Raw genomic sequence first — 18,260 nt, 5'->3', positions numbered from 1 at the left:
ACAGCGTAGTGGGCGCCGATGCCGCCTGCAGCGCGCCCGGGGTGCGCGGGCCGGGGTCCGCGCTAGAATAGTTCTATGTCAGAACTTCTTTGGTCCCATGGCCGTCGTTGATGGGGCGGCCATGAGCGTCGACGGAGTGCGCCAGGAGGGCCGCCGGCTGTTGCGCCTGGCCGCGGTCATCGTCGCCGTGGGCCTCGGCGCTGGCCTGATCGGCATCGCCGTCGACGTCGCCCTGCAGGGCCTCGAGCACCTCGCCTTCGGCTATTCGCACGGGACCCTCCTGGACGGCGCCACCCAGGCGCCGCCGTGGCGGCGGCTCGCAGCCCTCGTCGTCGCCGGGGCGATCGGAGCCCTGGGCTGGTGGGCGCTGCGGACGTGGGCGAAGCGGGTCGTCGCCGTCGAGGACGCCACGAAGGGCACCTCGATGCCGTGGTTCACGACCGTGGCCAACGCGGCGCTGCAGGTGGTCATCGTGGGGCTCGGAGCATCGATCGGCCGCGAGGCGGCGCCGCGCGAGCTCGGGGCGCTGCTCGCGGACAAGGTCTCCCGTGGCGCCGGCCTCTCGCCCCGCGAGGTGCGCATCCTCGTTGCCTGCGGCGCCGGGGCCGGGCTCGCCGCGGTCTACAACGTTCCCTTCGGCGGGGCACTCTTCGCCGTGGAGGTGCTGCTCGCCGAGGTGAGCTTCGCGGTCCTGCTGCCCGCGTTCGCGACCTCCGCGATCGCGGCAACCGTGGCCCGGCTGGTGGTCCCCACCGATCCGATGTACGCCCTGCCGCCCGTGGAGCTCACCCCTGCGCTCGTCGGCTGGTCGTTCGCCGCGGGGCCCCTGATCGGCCTCGGCGCGGCGGGCTTCACCTGGCTCACCCGCTACTCGTCGGGCACCCGGCCCCGCGGCCGCTCCATCCTCTGGACGATGCCCCTGCTCTTCGCCGCCGTGGGAGCCGTCGCGATGGTGCTGCCCGAGGTGGTGGGGAACGGGAAGGCGGCGGCGCAGACGGCGTTCTCCGCGGCGGCGCCGCTCGCGCTCGTCGGGATCCTGCTCGTGGCCAAGACGGCCACGACGCTCGCCACCATCAGGGCCGGAGCGGCGGGCGGCACGCTCACGCCCTCGGTCGCGGTCGGCGCCATGCTCGGGATCGTGCTGGGGAGCATCGTGAACGCGTTCGCCCCCGGGACCTCCGTGGCCGCGTTCGCGTTCGTCGGCGCCGCGGCGTTCCTCGCCAGCACCATGAAGGCACCGATGACCGGGCTGATCCTCGCCTCCGAGTTCACCGGCATGAGTCCGGAGATGCTCGTCCCCGCCATGCTGGCGACGGCCGGGGCGCTTGCGGTGGTGTACTTCCTCGAGCGCACCCGGCTCTCCGACATCGCCTGAGCGGGCGCGGCGCCGGAGCTAGGCGTCGCCGGCGGCGTCCGCCTCCATGCGGGACGCGAGGGCGCGCAGCGCCGGGAGCGCGCGGTTGATCGAGTCCTGGTCCTCGGCGGCGAGTGAGGCGAGCGCGCGCCGGATGCGCTTCTCGTTGGCCTGCTGCCAGTGCTCCAGCCGGCTGTGCCCGTCCGCCGTGAGGCTCAGCACCACGGCCCTCCGGTCGGCCTCGCTGGCGCGGCGCGCGAGGAGGCCGGAGGCGGCCATCTGCGCCACGAGGTTGCTCACCGTGTTCTTCGCGAGGTTCTGCCGCTGCGCGAGCTCGCTCACCCCGAGCCCCGGCTCGTCGGCCAGGCGCTGGAGGAGCTCCACCTGCGCCATCGGGAGGGCCTCCCAGGGCAGCTCGTCGCGCACGCCGGCGCGGAGCGTGCGGCGCAGCCGCGTGATCACGTCGGTGAGGCCCCATGCCTCGCCCGGGCCGGTGTCTGGGGAGTCCATGGGACCAGCCTAAGATCGCCACGGCCCAGCTCGCTCGCCCTGCGGCCGGGCTTCGGCCGGTTTTCGGGGCACCCCGTGGGAAGCGATAGTCTGCTGGAGGCCTGCCCCGCGCTGGCGGCCCCGCTCAGGCACCCTCGTGAGCACTTCGACACTCCATGAAAGAGGACCTCATGACCACAGACGTGGCTGCGTCCACGCGCGTGAAGGCGCCGGCCGAGTTCAGCGTCGTCGCGAAGCTCGTCGCCGAGGCATTCGGCACGTTCCTGCTCGCGTACGCGGGGCTCGGTGTCGCGCTGTTCAGCACGCCCTCCTCGGCACCGATTCCGACGCCCTTCGCGGTCGGCCTCAGCATCGCCGTGGGGATCGCGGCGGTGGGGCACATCTCCGGCGGCCACTTCAACCCGGCCGTGACGCTCGGGCTCGCCGTGGCCGGGCGCACGAACTGGCGGCTCGTCCCCGGCTACATCGCCTCCCAGCTCGTGGGCGGCCTGGTCGGCACCCTCCTCCTCTGGGTGACCATCCGGACGCTGCCGAGCCTGGGCAGCGGGAACAGCTCCCAGACGATCTTCACCCAGCTCTCGAACGGGTTCGACAGCCTGTCGCCGAGCAAGTTCCCGATGTCCGCCGGCCTCCTGGCCGAGGTGGTCGCCACCGCCGCGTTCGTGGCCATCATCCTCTTCGTCACCAGCAGGCGCGCGGTCAAGGGCATGGCGCCGTGGGCGATCGGCCTCGGCCTGTCGGTGCTGGTCCAGGCGATCGCCCCCATCACCAACGCCTCGCTCAACCCCGCCCGCTCGACCGCGACCGCCGTGTTCGCCGAGGGCAGCGCGCTCGGCCAGCTGTGGCTCTTCTGGGTGGCGCCGGTCCTCGGAGCGGTCATCACGGGCCTCATCTTCCGCGGCTTCGGCTCGTCCGACGAGCTGCACGGCGCGACGGCGGGCGGCGTCGGTGACCTGACGGCGGAGGCCACCCGTGACGACGGAGCCCGCGTCTCCGAGGCCGTCCTGACGGCAGTGGAGGCGGGGACCGCAGAGGGTGCCCACGCCGCCGCAGCCCGCGAGTCCAGCGGCGCGTCCGAAGCGGCCCGCGGCGAGGAGGCCGTGAGCGAGGAGGCCGCCAGCGCCGAGGCGGCGCCGGCACCGGAGCGCTCGGACGACGACGACGCACGAGAGTTCTTCGACAAGGACCGCTGAGGTGACGGCGGCGGCATCGCGAGAACTGTCGGTGCCGCCCTCTAGCGTTGTGACCATGAAGATCCTCCACACCTCGGACTGGCACCTGGGCCGGTCCTTCCACGGCGTCGGGATGCTCGACGCGCAGCGCGAGTGGCTCGATGCCCTCGTGGCCCACGTGGAAGCGGAGCACGTCGCCGCGGTGCTCGTCGCGGGGGACGTCTATGACCGGGCACTGCCCGCCGTCGACGTCGTCGAGCTCCTCGACGAGACCCTCGTGCGGCTCACCGCCGCGGGTGCACAGGTCATCATCACGAGCGGGAACCACGACTCGGCGGTCAGGCTCGGCTTCGGCTCCAGGCTCCTCGAGCGCGGAGGTGTGCACCTGCGCACCCGCGTGGACCAGATCGGGGATCCGGTCCTGCTTCCGCTCGGCGACGGCGCCCAGCTCGCCGTCTACGGGCTCCCGTACCTCGAGCCGCGCCTCGTCGCCGAAGCCCTCGGGGCCTCCGCGCCCGGCCACGCCTCCGTCACCGCGGCGGCGCTCGGCAAGGCCAGGGCGGACCTCGGGGTCCGGAAGGCCGCCGGCACCGTGCACTCGATCGTCATGGCCCACACCTTCGCCGGCGGCGGGGTGTCGAGCGAGAGCGAGCGCGCGCTGTCGGTGGGAGGCCTCGACGTCGTGCCGCTGTCGGTCTTCGAGGGCTTCGACTACGCCGCCCTGGGCCATCTGCACGGGCGGCAGGAGCTGACCCCCTCGATCCGCTACTCGGGGTCGCCGCTCGCCTACTCGTTCTCCGAGTGGCGGCAGGCGAAGGGGGCATGGATGCTCGACGTCGGCCCGGACGGGATCGCGTCGGTCGAGACCGTCGACTGGGCGAGCCGGCACCGGCTCGCGGTCCTCCGAGGGCCGCTCGAGGACCTCCTGTCCGATGTGGCCCACACCGCAGCCGAGTCGGCCTACTGCCACGTCACCCTGACCGACGCGGAGCGCCCGAGGGCCGCGATGGAACGGCTGCGCGCCCGCTTCCCCCTCACGGTCGCGCTCGCCTTCGAGCCCGAGGGCCGGGACGGGACGGCCGCCGCGACCTACAGCGAGCGGCTCGCCGCCGCCCGCAGCGATGTGGACCTGTGCTGCGGGTTCCTCGAGCACGTCCGCGGCCGCGGCGCGGACGCGACCGAACGGGAGGCCCTGGAGCACGCCCTCGAATCGGTGCGGCTCGCGGAGGTGGCCTCGTGAGGCTGCACCAGCTTCAGATCAGTGCGTTCGGACCGTTCGCCGGCCACGAGGCCATTGACTTCGGCTCCCTGGCCGAGCACGGGCTCTTCCTCCTCAACGGGCCCACCGGCGCGGGGAAGACCAGCATCCTCGACGCGGTCTGCTTCGCGCTCTACGGCAGCCTCCCCGGGGCCCGCCAGGGCACGCGTTCGCTCAAGAGCCACCACGCCGCCGCAGACGCGGAACCGGCGGTCGTGCTCGAGTTCACCGCCCAGGGCCGCCGCTTCGAGGTCCGCCGGACCCCGGAGTGGACGCGTCCGAGCGCGCGGTCGGCGTCCGGCTGGGTCCAGCAGAAGGCCGCCACCCACGTCCGCGAGCTCGTGGACGGCGCGTGGCGCCCCCTCACCTCGCGCAACGACGAGGCGGGTGCGCTCCTGGGCGAGGTGCTCGGGATGGCCCGCGAGCAGTTCACCAGGGTCGTGCTCCTGCCGCAGGGCGAGTTCGCCTCCTTCCTCAGAGCCAAGGCCTCGGAGCGCACCGAGCTCCTCGAGAAGCTCTTCGGCACCCGCCGCTTCGCCGACGTCGAGGCCCAGCTCGCCTCCCTCGCGCAGGCGGCCAGGGCGGAGGCAGAAGCCGCTGAACGCGCCGCCGCCCAGCCGGTCGCCAGCCTCGAGTCGGACCTCGCCGCCCTCGTCGAGGAGCTGCCGGACGGCCTCGCCCGTCTGGTTGCCGAGCGCGGCTCCGGACCCGGGGACCCGTCCGGGGACCCGGCCGAGGGCCGGGCCGAGGACTGCGGCACCGGCACCGGAACCGACACCGCCGCGGACGGCCGGGAGCACCCGGACGGCGCGCACGGGCCGGTCCGCGACCAGCAGCCGATCGGCGACCATCGGCCGGTCGTGGACCCCGACGAGCCTCTGGACCCCGAGCGGGCGGCGGCCCTGTTCGGGTGGGCGGGCGCGGCGCTCGGCGCGCTCAGGGATCGCGCCGCAGCCGAGTGCGAGGCCGCCCGGGCGGCCCTCGCTCAAGCGCGCCGCATGGTGGCCGAGGCCGCCCGTGGGTTCGAGGACGCCCAGGAACTCTCGGCTGCCAGGGCCCGCCAGGCTGCCTGGGAATCGGCGGCCGCCGACCAGTCCAGACGGCTGGACGCCCTCGCCTCCCACCGCGCGGCGACCGTCCTCAGCGGGCCGCTCGCCGAGGCAGAGCGCACGGCACAGGCATCGGCACGCGCCCGCGCCGATGCCTCGGCCGCAGCGGAGGCCGCCGCCGCGACGGGGTGGACCCCGCCGCGCACGGCGCCGGGCAGCGGACTGCCCGAGGCCGCGGACGTGCGGGGCGCGGCCTCCGCCGAGGAAGCGGAAGCTGCCGTCCTCGCCGAGCGCATCGCGGCCGAGCGCAACCTCGCGGACCTCGAGCGCCAGCTCGCGGACGCCGCCGCGGCCCTCGAGGCGCACCGCAGCGCCGCGGCCCGCGCGGAGGCGGACGCCGAGCGGCTCGGCCGGGAACTCGACGAGCTCGAGGCAGAGCGCTCCCGGCTCGCCGTCGAGGCCGCAGCCCTCGGCTCCGCCACGCTCGAGGCGGACGCGGCCGAGGACATCGTCAAGGCCGTCGAGGACCACGCGCGGGCGCTGCGCGCGCTCACCGACGCCACATCCGAGCACGGGGAACGGCGTGCGGAGGCGCTCAACGCCAAGGAATCGTGGCTGGGCCTGCGCGAGCTCCGGCTGGGCCAGGCCGCCGCCGAGCTCGCCGCACACCTCGACGAGGGAGCGCCGTGCCCCGTGTGCGGCTCCGCCGAGCACCCCGCCCCCGCCCGGGGCACCGAGGACCCGCTCCTGCTCGTCGACGCGGAGCGCGCCGCCGCCCGGTCCTCTGAGGCGGCGGCAGCGCGCGAGCGCGACGCGCACGAGGCCGTGGCGTCGGCGCGCGCCCGGCTGGCCGCCGTGGAGGCACGCGGCGGAGCGACCGACCCCGACAAGGCCGTGCGGGTGCGCGAGGAGAAGCTCGCAGCGCTCGGCCGTGCCCGTCAGGCCGAGGCCCTGCTCACGTCCGTGCTCGAGCGGACACGCGCCCTGTCCCGTCGACGTGAGGCCCCCCTCGCGGCACGCCAGGACGCCACCGCCCTGAGGATCCGCGCCGAGGAGACCCTCCGCAGCCGGGGCGAGGAACGGGACCGCCGGCACGCCGAGATCGTCCTCTGGCGCGGCGGCTTCCCCAGCGTCGCCGCCCGGCAGGCGGACGTGGCGGCACGGGCCCGCACGCTCGCCGCCCTCGCTGACTCGCTCGCCGCGAGCAGCGCGGCCGAGGAGGCGCGCTCGGCGGCCGCGGACGTCCTCGCCGCGGCCCTCTCGGCCTCGCCTTTCGCCGACGCGCCCGCCGCGCGGGCGGCGCTCCTGGGTCCGGCCGAGGCGGCACGGCTCGAGGCCGAGGCTGCCGCGCACGAGGCCGAAGGACAGCAGCTGAGCGGCCTCTTTGCCTCGGCGGCCGTCGAGCGGGCCCTCGAAGCCGAGCACCGCGGCGCAGCACCGACCCAGACGGTCCTCGACGGGCTGCGGGCCGGCGAGGCCGCAGCCGAGGACCGGGCGCGGACCGCCGAGTTCGCCGCCCAGCGGGCGGCCGCCGCCTGCGGCCGCCTGACCGCGCTGGGCGCGGCGTTCGAGGCCGCTCGGCCCCTGCTCGAGCGGACGCGGGCCCGGTCCGACTCGCTCGCGGCGCTGGCCCGGACCGCTCGGGGCCAGGGGGAGAACGAGCGGCGGATGTCGCTGCACAGCTACGTCCTCGCCGCCCGCCTCGAGCAGGTGGCCCTCGCGGCCTCCGAGCGGCTGCTCGCGATGAGCGACGGCCGCTTCAGCCTCGAGCACACCGACGCCCTCGCGGCCCGCGGAGCTGCCTCGGGCCTCGGACTCGACGTCGTCGACGGCTGGACCGGCCAGCGGCGCGATCCTTCCACCCTCTCCGGCGGGGAGACGTTCATGGCGTCCCTCGCCCTCGCGCTCGGCCTGGCGGACGTGGTGCAGCACGAGAGCGGGGGCATCGACATCGAGACCCTCTTCGTCGACGAGGGGTTCGGCAGCCTCGACGAACAGGCCCTCGAACAGGTGATGGACGCCATCGAGGGCCTGCGGGCCGGCGGCCGGGTCGTCGGCCTCGTGAGCCACGTCTCGGAGCTCAAACAGCGCATCCCGGCCCAGATCCGGGTGAGCAAGGGCCGCGACGGATCCCGCATCGCCTCGGTGGGGCTCGCGCCCCAGCTGGCCCAGCCGACAGCCGAGGCCGAAGCGGCAGCACAGTAGGATGTGAACGCTACCGGGTCCTGCACGGCGGGTGGCAGGGACGCCGTGCATGTCCTCGAGGTACCCCGTGGCCGTCCGCGTCTCGCTTCTTGCCCGCTACTCCGCGCTGCCGTCCCTGGCCGGGCCGGACTTCATCCCTATCGCCCTTGTCGCCAGGCTTCCACTGGCCATGCTGACCATCGGGACGCTGGCCCTCGTCTCGGTGGCGTCCGGCTCGTACGCGCTCGGCGGCCTTGCTGCCGGCGCCGTCGGCATCGGCTCCGCCGTGGGCGCGCCCGCGCTCGGCTGGCTGGCCGACCGGTACGGACAGCGCCGCACCGTCCTCGTCGCCGGCCTCCTCAACACCGCCACGACTGCCGGGGTCATCGCCGTGAGCTACGCGCCCGGCGGCCTCCACGAGTCGGCGCCGCTGCCGCTCATCGCGGTCTCGCTCGCGGCCGGACTGACCCTCCCGCAGGTCGGCCCCCTGGCCCGGGCGCGGTGGATGGCCCTCACCGAGCGGCGCCCACTGCGCGAGCTCGAGCGCGACGCGGCGTTCTCCTACGAGAGCACGGCGGACGAGCTGACGTTCGTCCTCGGCCCCGCCCTGGTCGGCGCCCTCGGCGCGGCCATCGCGCCCTGGCTGCCGCTCGCGCTGGCCGCCGTCCTCACCGCCGTGTTCGTGACCGCCTTCGCCGTGCACCCCACCGCGGCAGCAGTGCACACCGCCGCCAGGACTGGCCGCCCCGCCCCGACGGGGCGGACGCCGCACCGGCAGCCGCCGGAAGCTGGACGCCGGTCGTGCTCCCGGCCGCGGGCATGCTCGCGATGGGCGCCTTCTTCGGCAGCACCCAGGCCGCCCTGACCGCCTTCGCGGGAGAGCTCGGCGCCGCGGAGACCGCCGGACTCCTCTACGCGGCGCTGGGCCTGACCTCCGCCGTCGCAGCGCTCAGCGTCGCCGCCTGGCCGGCGAAGTTCACCCTCGCGGCACGCTGGACGGCGTGCGCGGGCGCCCTGACCGCGCTCGCCTTCCTCATGCTCGTGCCCCACAGCCTCGGTGCGATGGCGGCCATGATGCTGCTGGTCGGCGTGCCGGTCGGCCCGATCATGGTCACGGTCTACGGCCTCGGTGGCCGACTGGCGCCCGCTGGACGCATGGGCACGGCCATGACCGCGCTCGCGAGCGGCCTCGTGGCGGGCGTGGCGCTGGGTGCGGGCACCGCCGGGGTCCTGGCAGAGGGCGGTGGGTCGCCCGCCGCGTTGGCCGCGCCGCTCGTGTGCGCCGCCGCCCTGGCGCTCCTGGGCGCCACGTCCCTGCTCCTGCCGCGCGGGCACGCCCGCCCCGCCGCCTGAACGACCGGGAATGTCCAGCCATCGCAGCCTCGGCCGGGACGGCCGCCCGCGCTGGCAGCCGGCAGCGGGCTCAGCCGACGGCGCGGGCGATCCGGTCGGCCGCCGCGATGAGTGCCGCCCCGATGGGCGCCGGGTCGACGGCCGTGCCGAGGTAGACCACGGCGAGGGCCGCGGGCCGGTGGTGCGGCAGGATGAGGGGGACGGCCACGGAGGACAGGCCGGGGATCACCTCGTCGTGGCTGAGGGCGTAGCCCCGTTCCCGGGACTGGTCCGACTCCGCGCGGTAGGGCACCTCGGGCACCCGCTGCTGCCACTCGTCGCGCCCGAGGGCGGACTGGATGGCGATGCCGGGGCCGCCGCGGTCCAGCGGGTGCCGGGTCCCCGGGTGCTGGGCGAGGGTCGCGCCGTTGTGCTGGGGCTCGACCGTGGCGAGGGTGATGCAGTCGGAACGGTCCCAGACCGCCACGAAGGCGGTCATGTGCAGCTCCGCCGCGAGCCGGCCGAGCTCGGGCAGCGCGGCCGCCTGGAGGTCCCGCGAGACCGACCGGGCCAGCACCGCGAGGCCCGCTCCGGGCTGGAGCCGGCCCGAGTCGTCGCGGGTCACCAGCGCGTGGTCCTCGAGCGTGCGCACGATCCGGTAGGCGATCGAGCGGTGCACGTCCAGCGCCGACGAGAGCTCGGCGATGGTCAGGGGAGTGCGCGCCTCCGCGAGGACCTCGAGGGCGCGGATGCCCCGGGAGAGCGTCTGGGAGTGGGGGCCGGTCTCGGCGGTGCGTGGCATGGGATCCTCTGCAGCTGGCTCTGTCGCGGCGTCCCGCGCACGGTGCTGTCCGATATCAGCACCATCTGTTCCATTATCGAACGTATCCGTCCCAGTATCGGGCACGGCGGCCGGTGGGGCAACGCGATGCGCCGTTCGGCGCGCCGCAGGTGCCGCTCGTCGCATCGCAGCACGCGGCGGCCGCCCACTGCATGTGGGCCACCTCACATCCATGTATCCTCCATTTTGTTGACCGACCAATCGGTAAGTAATTCGAACGGTCGGGCCGCCCGTGCGGCCCACGTCAATGGTTCGCCCCCCGCGGGGCACTCGCACCCTAGAACCACGGAGTCCCAATGACCCAGGCAGTCAACGCCCCAGCCCACCTCCGCGATGTCGCGCGAGGAGCGTCGGGTCCTGGCTGGCACCCTCGTCGGCACCACCATCGAGTGGTACGACTTCTTCATCTACGCCCAGGCGGCCGGCGTCGTGCTCGGTCCGCTCTTCCTCGCCCCCGTCGCGAAGGAGAACCCGGGTCTGTCCCAGGTGATCGCCTTCGCGACGATCGGCATCTCGTTCCTCTTCCGTCCCCTCGGCGCGATCGTGGCGGGCCACCTCGGTGACCGGCTCGGCCGCAAGAAGATGCTCGTGTTCACCCTCATCATGATGGGCCTGTCCACCTCGCTCATCGGCGTGCTGCCCACGTACGCCCAGGTCGGCGCGCTCGCACCGCTCCTGCTCATCCTCCTGCGCGTGCTGCAGGGCTTCTCCGCCGGCGGCGAGTGGGGCGGCGCGGCCCTGATGTCGGTCGAGCACGCGCCCAAGGCGCGCCGCGGCTACTTCGGCGCCTACCCGCACATCGGCGTGCCGATCGGGATGATCCTCGCGACGTTCACGCTCTGGATCCTCACCACCGTGATGGGGCCCGCGTTCGTCCAGTGGGGCTGGCGCCTGCCGTTCCTGTTCTCGATCGTCCTCATCGCCGTCGGCTACCTGATCCGCCGCGCCGTCGAGGAGAGCCCGGTCTTCCTGGCGCTCCAGGAGCGCCGCAAGGAGTCCTCGGCGCCGCTCGGGCAGCTCTTCCGCCACAACTGGAAGGAAGTCGTCCTCACGGCGGTCATCTTCATCGCGAACAACGCCGCCGGCTACCTCCTGATCGCCTACTTCGCCACCTACGCGGTGAAGAACCTCAAGATGGACCAGCCCACCGTGCTGCTGGCCACGACCCTCGCCTCGTTCGGCTGGCTCATCTTCACCCTCTGGGGCGGCGTGGTCTCCGACCGGCTCGGGCGCATCCGCACCTTCCAGATCGGCTACGCCTTCCTCGCCCTGTGGGCGGTGCCGATGTGGTTCCTCATCGACACCAGGAACATCGTCTGGTACTTCGTGGCCCTCTTCGTCATGACGTTCGGCCTCGGCCTCTCCTACGGTCCCCAGTCGGCGCTCTACGCCGAGATGTTCCCCGCGAAGGTGCGGTACTCGGGCGTGTCGATCGGCTACGCCCTCGGTGCCATCCTGGGCGGCGCGTTCGCCCCGATGATCGCCGAGATGCTCATGAACCAGTTCAGGATGTCCTGGACCATCGGCGCCTACATCGCCATCGCCGCCGTGATCTCCCTCGTGGGCGTCTCGCTCGTGAAGGAGACCAAGGGGGTCGACCTCCACGTCGCCGAGGCGCACGAGGAGTACGTCCGAGAGCACCCCGGGGCCGCCCGCTGACGCTGGCCGCCTGCTGACCCCGGTCGCCTGCTGACGCTGGCGCACGACGGCGGGCCCTCCCACGCGGGACGGCCCGCCGTCGCGCTGTGCGCGCGTGGTCAAGGACGGTGCACTCTGGCCGAAGCGGCAGCGCCGCAGCCCGGCGATGCTGGGGACATGGACATGAGCACGATGCCCGGCCGGACCTCCGGCCGATGGGCCGCGGCGGCGGCCGCCGTGGGCGGGGCTGCCCACCTCGCCGTGGTCCCCGGCGGCGGATGGATGGCGGTCCTCGGGTCCGCCATGGCGGCGGCCTGCCTGCCCTGCGCCTGGCATCTCTGGCGCCGGCCGAGCCTGCGTGCCGCCCACGCCGTGGTCGCGATGTCCCTGGCCATGGTGCTCGTCCACGGCGCGCTCGTGCTCTCCGGCGGCCACGGCGGCGGGCACGCGCACGGCCACCAGCCGGCCGGGGGAGCGGCCGACGCGCATGCGGGGGCCATGCTCGCCATCATCGCGGTCGAGCTCGGCACCGCCCTCCTCGCCGCCGCCTGGGTGCGGCGGCAGCGGGCGGGGCGCCTCGCCGTCGTGCCCCGCTGAGGGGTGCGCCACATCGCGGCCGCACCGGGGCCGCGCGGCGATAGGGTGTGCCGGTGAGCACGACCGCGAACCCCGCCGACGGCACCGAGATCTCCTACGACGCCTCCGGGGACGGCCCCGCCGTCGTCCTCCTCCACGGCTCCGCCCTGTCGAAGGCAATCTGGCGCGGGCTCGGATACGTGAAGGCGCTCGAGGGATTCACCGTGGTGCGGGTCGACCTCCGCGGCCACGGGCGCAGCGGAAAGCCGGATGCGTCCCCGGCGTACCGCATGGGGCTCCACACTGCCGACGTCCTCGCCGTCCTCGACGCGGAGGGGATCGGGCGAGCCCACCTCGTTGGCTACTCGCTCGGAGCGCGGGTCGCGTTCTCCCTCGCCGCCACGGCCTCCGGGCGCGCCGCGTCGCTGACCGCGCTCGGCGGCACCTACCGGCCGCAGCGCGGCGAGGTGGCCAAGGTCTTCTTCCCCGGCTACCTCGAAGCCCTGCGCTCCGGCCGCATGGAGGCGTTCGTCGAGGGACTCGAGGCGGCAGGGAAGCCCGTGGACGCCGCCACACGCCAGGCCTTCCTCGCGAACGACGCCGGGGCGCTCGCCGCCTGCTTCACCGGAACGGAAGAGGACCCGGGGCTGCCGGAGGCCGTCGTCGCCCAACTGGCGCTGCCCACCCTCCTCATGGCGGGCACCCGCGACCCGCAGCGGCTCGAGGACTCACGGCGCGCGGCCGCGATCATGACGGACGCGCGGTTCGTCGAGCTGCCCGGGCGGACGCATGCCTCCACGCTGGCCCCGGCGGACCCGATCCTGGACGAACTCGTCCCGTTCCTGCACGCGGCCTCGTAGCCTGGAGCGCGGGCCCTGGACTGCCGGCTAGCCCTCGCCCGCGCGGTAGGCAGTGGGCGGCAGGCCATAGGCGGCCCGGAAGATGCGGGAGAAGTGGGCCGAGTCCGTGAATCCCCAGCGGGAGGCGATCGCGGTCACGGGCCGGTCGGCGAGGACCGGGTCCCGCAGGTCGCGGCGGCACCTGGCGAGGCGGCGCTCGCGGATCGACGCGGACACGGTGGTGCCGAGCTCGCGGAAGAGGTCGTGGAGGTGGCGCGTGGAGATGAAGTGCGCGGCCGCGATCGACCCGGGGGAGAGGTCCGGGTCGGGCAGGTTCGCCTCGATGTAGTCGTGGATCCTCGCGAGGAGCATCTGGTGGGGGTCGCGTGAGGCCGCCGAGCGGGCGTCGAGCTCGCCGTTGAACAGCGTCGTGACGAGGTCCAGCGCGTTCCCCACGAGGCGCGCGCCGTTGGGCCCGGCCACCGCGTCCAGATTCTCCGACAGCCGGACGAGGAACGGCGCCACGAGGGCGCCGAGCCCCTCGGAGCCGCTGATGGCGGACGCGGTCACCTGCGCCATCGCGTCCGCCGGCAGGTCCAGCGCGGCGTGCGGGAACATCAGCACGAGCGAGCGGAAGTCGCCGTCGAACGCGAGCGTGTACGGGCGGTCCGTCGAGTAGATCGCCAGGGTGCCGGGGGTGAGCACCGCCTCCCGGCCGTCCTGCAGGAGCAGGCCGGTGCCCGCGAGCTGGATGCCCAGCTTGAAGTACTTCCGGTCCGCCGCGGCGATGAGCTCGGGGGTGCGCATGACGGCGTGGCTGCTCGCGGCGATCTCGATCATGCTCGTCTGCTGGGCGGCGAGATGGCGCCCCCGCATGCTGCCCGTGAAGGCGGAGCGCCGGTCCGCCTCGACGGCCAGCGGCACGAACGACGCCGAGACGGCACGGCGCCAGGTGTCGAAGTCTCGGGCCACCGTGACCTCGAGCCCGCCTGCCTGCCGGGCAGCGTCCACGGAGGAGGGCGCCGCGCTCACGACTGCTCCTCGCGCAGGAACGCGTCGAGCAGGAGGTCGAGCTGGGCGACGAGCTGGCCGGCGCCGTGCCGGGCGGGGGAGAGGGTGGCCGTGATCTGGGCGCCGAGCACGAGGTCCATGACGGCGCCGACGGCGGAGTCGAGCTCCGCCGCGCCGCCGGAGAAGCCTGCCCCGCGGAGCAGGTCGGCGAGGGCCGAGCGCCACTGGTCCATGGAGCGCTCGTGGAGGGCCGCCTTCTCCGGGTCCCTGACCGCCTTGCTCCAGAACGCGATCGCGACCCGCGCCTCGGCGAGCCGGTCGTCGTCCAGGGGGAGGATCTCGTGGCAGTAGGCCCGCAGGGCGGCACGCCCCGACAGGCCCGCGGTCGCGGCCTCCATCCGGCGGTTGGTGCGGGCGAAGACGTGCTCGAACGCGAAGTCGAGCAGCCCGTCCTTCGACGTGAAGTAGGGCTTGAGCGCCCCGTTGGCGAACCCCGCGGCCGAGGCGATCTCTCGCATCGTCGCGGCGTCGAGGCCCCGCTCCGCGATGACCCGCCACGTCGCATCGACGAGTTCGAGCCGACGCTGGTCGTGGTCGACGATCTTGGGCATCTCCACCTCGCAGTCTGTGCCTCGCGGCCCTGGCCGCCGTCTTTTTTCTACAACCGTTGTGATTCAGCTTACAGGCGGTTATTCTCTACGTCCATAGAAAAAAATCTCCCCGCCAACCCCCGGAGGTCCCGATGAGCATCGACACGACGGCCCACAAGAATCCAGTCCCCGAGCACGCGGCCGGCGAGCACGCGTGCCACGGGCCGGGGTCCCCGGCGGAGGGCGCTGCCGGCCAGTACGCGCTGGCCACCGCGAGCGAGATCGAGGCGGCCCGCGGCATCCTCGAGCGAGCAGGCCTGTGGCACGAGACGACCCGGATCGCCTACCTCGGCCTCGTCGACCCGCCGCGGGGTAGCGGCGCCGGGGAGCCGGGTGCCGCCGTCGACCGCCGGTTCCGCGTCTTCCTGCACGACGTCGCGGGGGCCCGCCCGCACGACGTCACGCTCTCGGTGACGCGGGGCGAGGTCGACGACGACACCGAGCTCGACACGTCGGCGGCCGGCGAGCTGCCCGTGCTCGAGGAGGAGTTCGAGGCGGTCGAGGAGATCCTGGGCGGCGATGCCCGCTGGCTCGAGGCCCTCGCAGCACGCGGCCTCGACCCGGCGACGGTCCGCGTCGCCCCGCTCTCCGCGGGCGTCTTCGAGTACCCCGAGGAAAAGGGCCGCAGGATCCTGCGCGGCCTGGCCTTCGTCCAGGAGCACGCATCCGACAGCCCGTGGGCGCACCCCGTGGACGGGCTCGTGGCCTACGTCGACGTCGTGAACCGCACCGTGGACCAGGTCCTCGACTTCGGCCCGGTCCCGGTGCCCGCGGAGCACGGCAACTTCACCGATCCGGAGCTGACCGGGCCGGTCCGCGGCACCCAGAAGCCGATCGAGATCACCCAGCCCGACGGCCCGAGCTTCACGGTCACCGGCGGCAACCACGTCGAATGGGAGCGGTGGAGCCTCGACGTCGGCTTCGACGTGCGCGAGGGCCTCGTGCTGCACAACATCGCCTTCGACGACGCCGCGGCGGGCAACCCGGGCGACCGGAAGCCGACCCGCCGCCGCCGCATCCTCGACCGCGCCTCGATCGCCGAGATGGTCGTTCCCTACGGCGACCCGTCCCCGGTGCGGTCGTGGCAGAACTACTTCGACACCGGCGAGTACCTCGTGGGCCAGTTCGCGAACTCGCTCGAGCTCGGCTGCGACTGCCTGGGCGAGATCACCTACCTCAGCCCCGTGGTGGCCGACGGGTTCGGCACCCCGCGCACCATCGCGAACGGCATCTGCATGCACGAGGAGGACGCCTCGATCCTCTCCAAGCACTCCGACCTGTGGAGCGGGGTCAGCTACGTGCGCCGCAACCGCCGCCTCGTCATCAGTTTCTTCACCACGATCGGCAACTACGACTACGGCTTCTACTGGTACCTCTACCTCGACGGCACGATCGAGTTCGAGGCCAAGGCCACCGGCGTCGTGTTCACCTCCGCCCAGCCCTCCGCGGACTACCCGTACTCGTCCGAGATGGCGCCGGGCCTGGGCGCCCCGTTCCACCAGCACCTCTTCAGCGCGCGGCTCGACTTCGCGCTCGACAGCGGGCCGAACCGCGTCGAGGAGGAGGACGCCGTCCGCGTGCCGCTGGGGCCGGGGAACGAGCGCGGCAACGCGTTCACCCGCAGGCGCACGCTCCTGGCCCGCGAGTCCCAGGCGGCGCGGGAGAACGACATGGCGGCCGGGCGCTCGTGGGTCGTCTCCAACCCCGGCTCGCTCAACCGCCTCGGCGAGCCCGTGGCCTACAAGATCCACCCCCAGGGCCAGCCGACGCTCCTGGCCGACCCGGCGTCGTCGGTCGCCGGCCGCGCCGCGTTCGCGACCAAGGCCCTCTGGGTGACCCGCTACGACGAGGCGGAGCGGTACCCCACCGGCGACTTCGTGAACCAGCACCCCGGGGGAGCCGGCCTGCCGGCCTACCAGACCCAGGACCGCGACCTCGACGGGACCGACCTCGTCGTGTGGCACACGTTCGGCCTGACCCACTTCCCGCGCCCGGAGGACTGGCCCATCATGCCGGTGGACCACGTGGGCTTCAAGATCCGCCCCGAGGGCTTCTTCGACCGCAGCCCCGTCCTCGACGTCCCGGCCCCCGCGGCCGGCGGCGGCCACTGCCACCGGTAGCCCCCGCCACGGGCGGTACCGGCAGGTAGCGCTCAGGCAGACAAGAGGCGTTCACTGTGGGACAAGTCACGCAGAGGGCGCCCATCGCACGATGGTGGGGCGGCCGCACCGGCCGCCCCACCTCATCGACTTTGGAGGACCCATGAGCATCCCGACGAGCTCCCCGCGTCGGACCAAGGAGGCCACCGTGGCGCAGGCCGCAGCCTCACCGCGCCGGCGCCGCCTCGGCGTCGCCTCCGTGACCCTCATGATCATCGCGGCCTCCGCGCCGCTGACGGTCCTGGCCGGCGGCGTGACGACGACGTTCGCCGTGACCGGCCTGCTGGGCGTCCCGCTGTCCTTCCTCATCCTCGGCGCCATCCTCACGGTCTTCGCAGTCGGCTACGCGGCCATGAGCCGCCACGTGACCAACGCCGGCGCCTTCTACGCCTACGTCTCGCAGGGCATCTCGCGCCCCGCCGGGGTGGGCGCCTCCCTCACCGCGCTGATGTCCTACAACCTCATGCAGGTGGGCATCTATGGGATCTTCGGCTTCACCGTCTCTTCCTTCATCTCGGAGCGCTTCGGCGTGGACGTGCCGTGGTGGGCCCCGATCCTGGTCTGCATCGCGGTCGTCGCGGCGCTCGGCGTCAACCGGGTGGACCTCTCGGCGAAGGTGCTCGGCGCCCTCGTGGCGCTCGAGTTCCTGGTGGTGATCGTGTACGACGTCGCCTCCTTCGCCGTGGCCCCCGAGGGCCTCACCGCCGCCCCGCTCGCGCCGTCGAGCCTCTTCGTGCCCGGCATCGGCGCCGTGCTCTCGTTCGGCGTCGCGGCCTTCATGGGGTTCGAGTCCGCCGCGATCTATGGCGAAGAGGCCAAGGAGCCCCACCGCACCATCCCGCGCGCCACCTACACCGCCGTCGGCATCATCGCGGTCTTCTACGCCGTCTCGTCCTGGGCCATGGCCGTGGGCACGGGGCCGTCCCAGCTCTTCGACGCTGCGGGCAAGCAGGGCCCGGACCTGGTCTTCTCCTTCCTCGGCGCCCACGTGGGCCAGATCGCCGCGGATGTCGCGCAGGTCCTGTTCATCACGAGCCTCTTCGCCGCGCTCGTGAGCTTCCACAACGCCGTGGCGCGGTACTTCTTCTCCCTCGGCCGCGAGCGGGTCCTGCCCGGCTGGCTCGAGGCGACGAGCCACCACGGCGCCCCCAAGGCGGGCTCGCTCGTGCAGACCGGCATCGCGGTGCTCGTGACGGCCGGCTTCGCGATCGCCGGCAATGGCTCCGAGCTGGGCCCCCTGTACCCGGTCCTGACCATGTTCACCTGGCTCACCAACGCCGGAGCGATGGGCCTCGTGCTGCTGATGGCCATCGTCTCCGTGGCCGTGATCGGCTTCTTCCGGCGCCGCCCGGCCCTCCGCGCGAGTGCCTGGACCGCCGTCATCGCCCCCGCCCTCGGCGCCGTGGCCCTCGCGGTCGTGTTCTGCCTCATCGTGGCGAACTTCGACGTCCTGCTCGGCCTCACCGAGCCGAGCGCCCTGAGCTGGGTGCTCCCCGCCATCGTGGTCGTCCCGGGCCTGCTCGGCATCCTCTGGGCCCTCCGGCTCCGCCGCACTGACGCGGCGCTGTACGCGCGGATCGGGCACGGCGAGGAAGGGCGGGCGCACCACCTCGGCGACGAGGAGGACTGATCCGCCTCCCCGGGCCGGGGAGCTGCCGTGACTGCAGTGCCGTCACGTCCTACCGTG

15 protein-coding genes are annotated in these 18,260 nt (G+C 73.8%); 11 read left to right on the top strand and 4 right to left on the bottom strand.

Annotation, left to right across the window (positions count from 1 at the left end; all coding sequences use genetic code 11):
* The first annotated feature begins 121 nt into the window (after positions 1-121).
* Positions 122-1,375, top strand: a complete 1,254-nt coding sequence (locus SA2016_RS12425; RefSeq protein WP_066498464.1) for a chloride channel protein — start codon at positions 122-124, stop codon at positions 1,373-1,375.
* Positions 1,376-1,393: 18 nt separating this feature from the next.
* Here SA2016_RS12425 and SA2016_RS12420 read toward each other — a convergent pair whose 3' ends face one another.
* Positions 1,394-1,864 carry a MarR family winged helix-turn-helix transcriptional regulator gene (locus SA2016_RS12420; protein ID WP_066498462.1) on the bottom strand — a complete coding sequence of 157 codons (471 nt, stop codon included), beginning with the start codon at positions 1,862-1,864 and terminating at the stop codon, positions 1,394-1,396.
* A gap of 170 nt (positions 1,865-2,034) precedes the next feature.
* On the opposite strand from SA2016_RS12420, the gene SA2016_RS12415 reads away from it, so the two are divergent.
* From SA2016_RS12415 to SA2016_RS22270, 5 genes are read left to right on the top strand one after another with little or no spacing between them, the layout of a single operon-like run.
* Positions 2,035-3,057 carry an aquaporin gene (locus SA2016_RS12415; RefSeq protein WP_066498459.1) on the top strand — a complete coding sequence of 341 codons (1,023 nt, stop codon included), beginning with the start codon at positions 2,035-2,037 and terminating at the stop codon, positions 3,055-3,057.
* Positions 3,058-3,112: 55 nt separating this feature from the next.
* Complete coding sequence (locus tag SA2016_RS12410) at positions 3,113-4,276, top strand: exonuclease SbcCD subunit D (protein WP_066498449.1); 1,164 nt, start codon at positions 3,113-3,115, stop codon at positions 4,274-4,276.
* A complete protein-coding gene (locus SA2016_RS12405) occupies positions 4,273-7,548 on the top strand; it encodes an AAA family ATPase (protein WP_066498448.1) in 3,276 nt (1,091 codons plus the stop codon). Before SA2016_RS12410 ends, SA2016_RS12405 begins: the two co-directional genes overlap by 4 nt.
* A gap of 49 nt (positions 7,549-7,597) precedes the next feature.
* A complete protein-coding gene (locus SA2016_RS22275) occupies positions 7,598-8,392 on the top strand; it encodes an MFS transporter (RefSeq protein WP_257125757.1) in 795 nt (264 codons plus the stop codon).
* The gene (locus SA2016_RS22270; protein WP_257125756.1) at positions 8,329-8,880 is read left to right on the top strand and encodes a hypothetical protein; all 552 of its coding nucleotides are present in this window, start codon (positions 8,329-8,331) and stop codon (positions 8,878-8,880) included. The genes SA2016_RS22275 and SA2016_RS22270 overlap by 64 nt, the downstream gene beginning before the upstream one ends.
* A gap of 70 nt (positions 8,881-8,950) precedes the next feature.
* On the opposite strand, the gene SA2016_RS12395 is transcribed toward SA2016_RS22270, so the two are convergent.
* Positions 8,951-9,661, bottom strand: a complete 711-nt coding sequence (locus tag SA2016_RS12395) for an IclR family transcriptional regulator (protein ID WP_066498447.1) — start codon at positions 9,659-9,661, stop codon at positions 8,951-8,953.
* Between the two features lie 372 nt (positions 9,662-10,033).
* Here SA2016_RS12395 and SA2016_RS12390 point away from each other — a divergent pair, with 372 nt between their 5' ends.
* The 3 genes from SA2016_RS12390 to SA2016_RS12380 all read left to right on the top strand — a co-directional run bounded on the left by SA2016_RS12390 (position 10,034) and on the right by SA2016_RS12380 (position 12,774).
* On the top strand, positions 10,034-11,359 hold the full coding sequence (locus SA2016_RS12390) for an MFS transporter (protein WP_066498445.1): 1,326 nt from the start codon (positions 10,034-10,036) through the stop codon (positions 11,357-11,359).
* A gap of 162 nt (positions 11,360-11,521) precedes the next feature.
* Entirely contained in the window at positions 11,522-11,935 is a 414-nt protein-coding gene (locus SA2016_RS12385; protein ID WP_141305475.1) for a hypothetical protein, read from the top strand.
* 53 nt (positions 11,936-11,988) lie between these two features.
* The gene (locus SA2016_RS12380; protein ID WP_066498441.1) at positions 11,989-12,774 is read left to right on the top strand and encodes an alpha/beta fold hydrolase; all 786 of its coding nucleotides are present in this window, start codon (positions 11,989-11,991) and stop codon (positions 12,772-12,774) included.
* Positions 12,775-12,801: 27 nt separating this feature from the next.
* Here the strand turns inward: SA2016_RS12380 and SA2016_RS12375 are convergent, their stop codons facing one another.
* Entirely contained in the window at positions 12,802-13,764 is a 963-nt protein-coding gene (locus tag SA2016_RS12375) for an AraC-like ligand-binding domain-containing protein (RefSeq protein WP_066502472.1), read from the bottom strand.
* A 17-nt stretch (positions 13,765-13,781) separates the two neighbouring features.
* Complete coding sequence (locus SA2016_RS12370; RefSeq protein ID WP_066498437.1) at positions 13,782-14,375, bottom strand: TetR/AcrR family transcriptional regulator; 594 nt, start codon at positions 14,373-14,375, stop codon at positions 13,782-13,784.
* 131 nt (positions 14,376-14,506) lie between these two features.
* Between SA2016_RS12370 and SA2016_RS12365 the strand changes: the two genes are divergently transcribed.
* Positions 14,507-16,534, top strand: coding sequence for a primary-amine oxidase (locus tag SA2016_RS12365; RefSeq protein ID WP_084249493.1), 2,028 nt, complete (start codon positions 14,507-14,509; stop codon positions 16,532-16,534).
* Between the two features lie 142 nt (positions 16,535-16,676).
* Entirely contained in the window at positions 16,677-18,203 is a 1,527-nt protein-coding gene (locus tag SA2016_RS12360; RefSeq protein WP_066498434.1) for an APC family permease, read from the top strand.
* Positions 18,204-18,260: the final 57 nt, after the last annotated feature.

The organism is Sinomonas atrocyanea (assembly GCF_001577305.1).
GTDB lineage: Bacteria > Actinomycetota > Actinomycetes > Actinomycetales > Micrococcaceae > Sinomonas > Sinomonas atrocyanea.
Note: the sequence above shows the minus strand (reverse complement) of the source record. Positions and strands in the feature narration are given on the sequence as shown.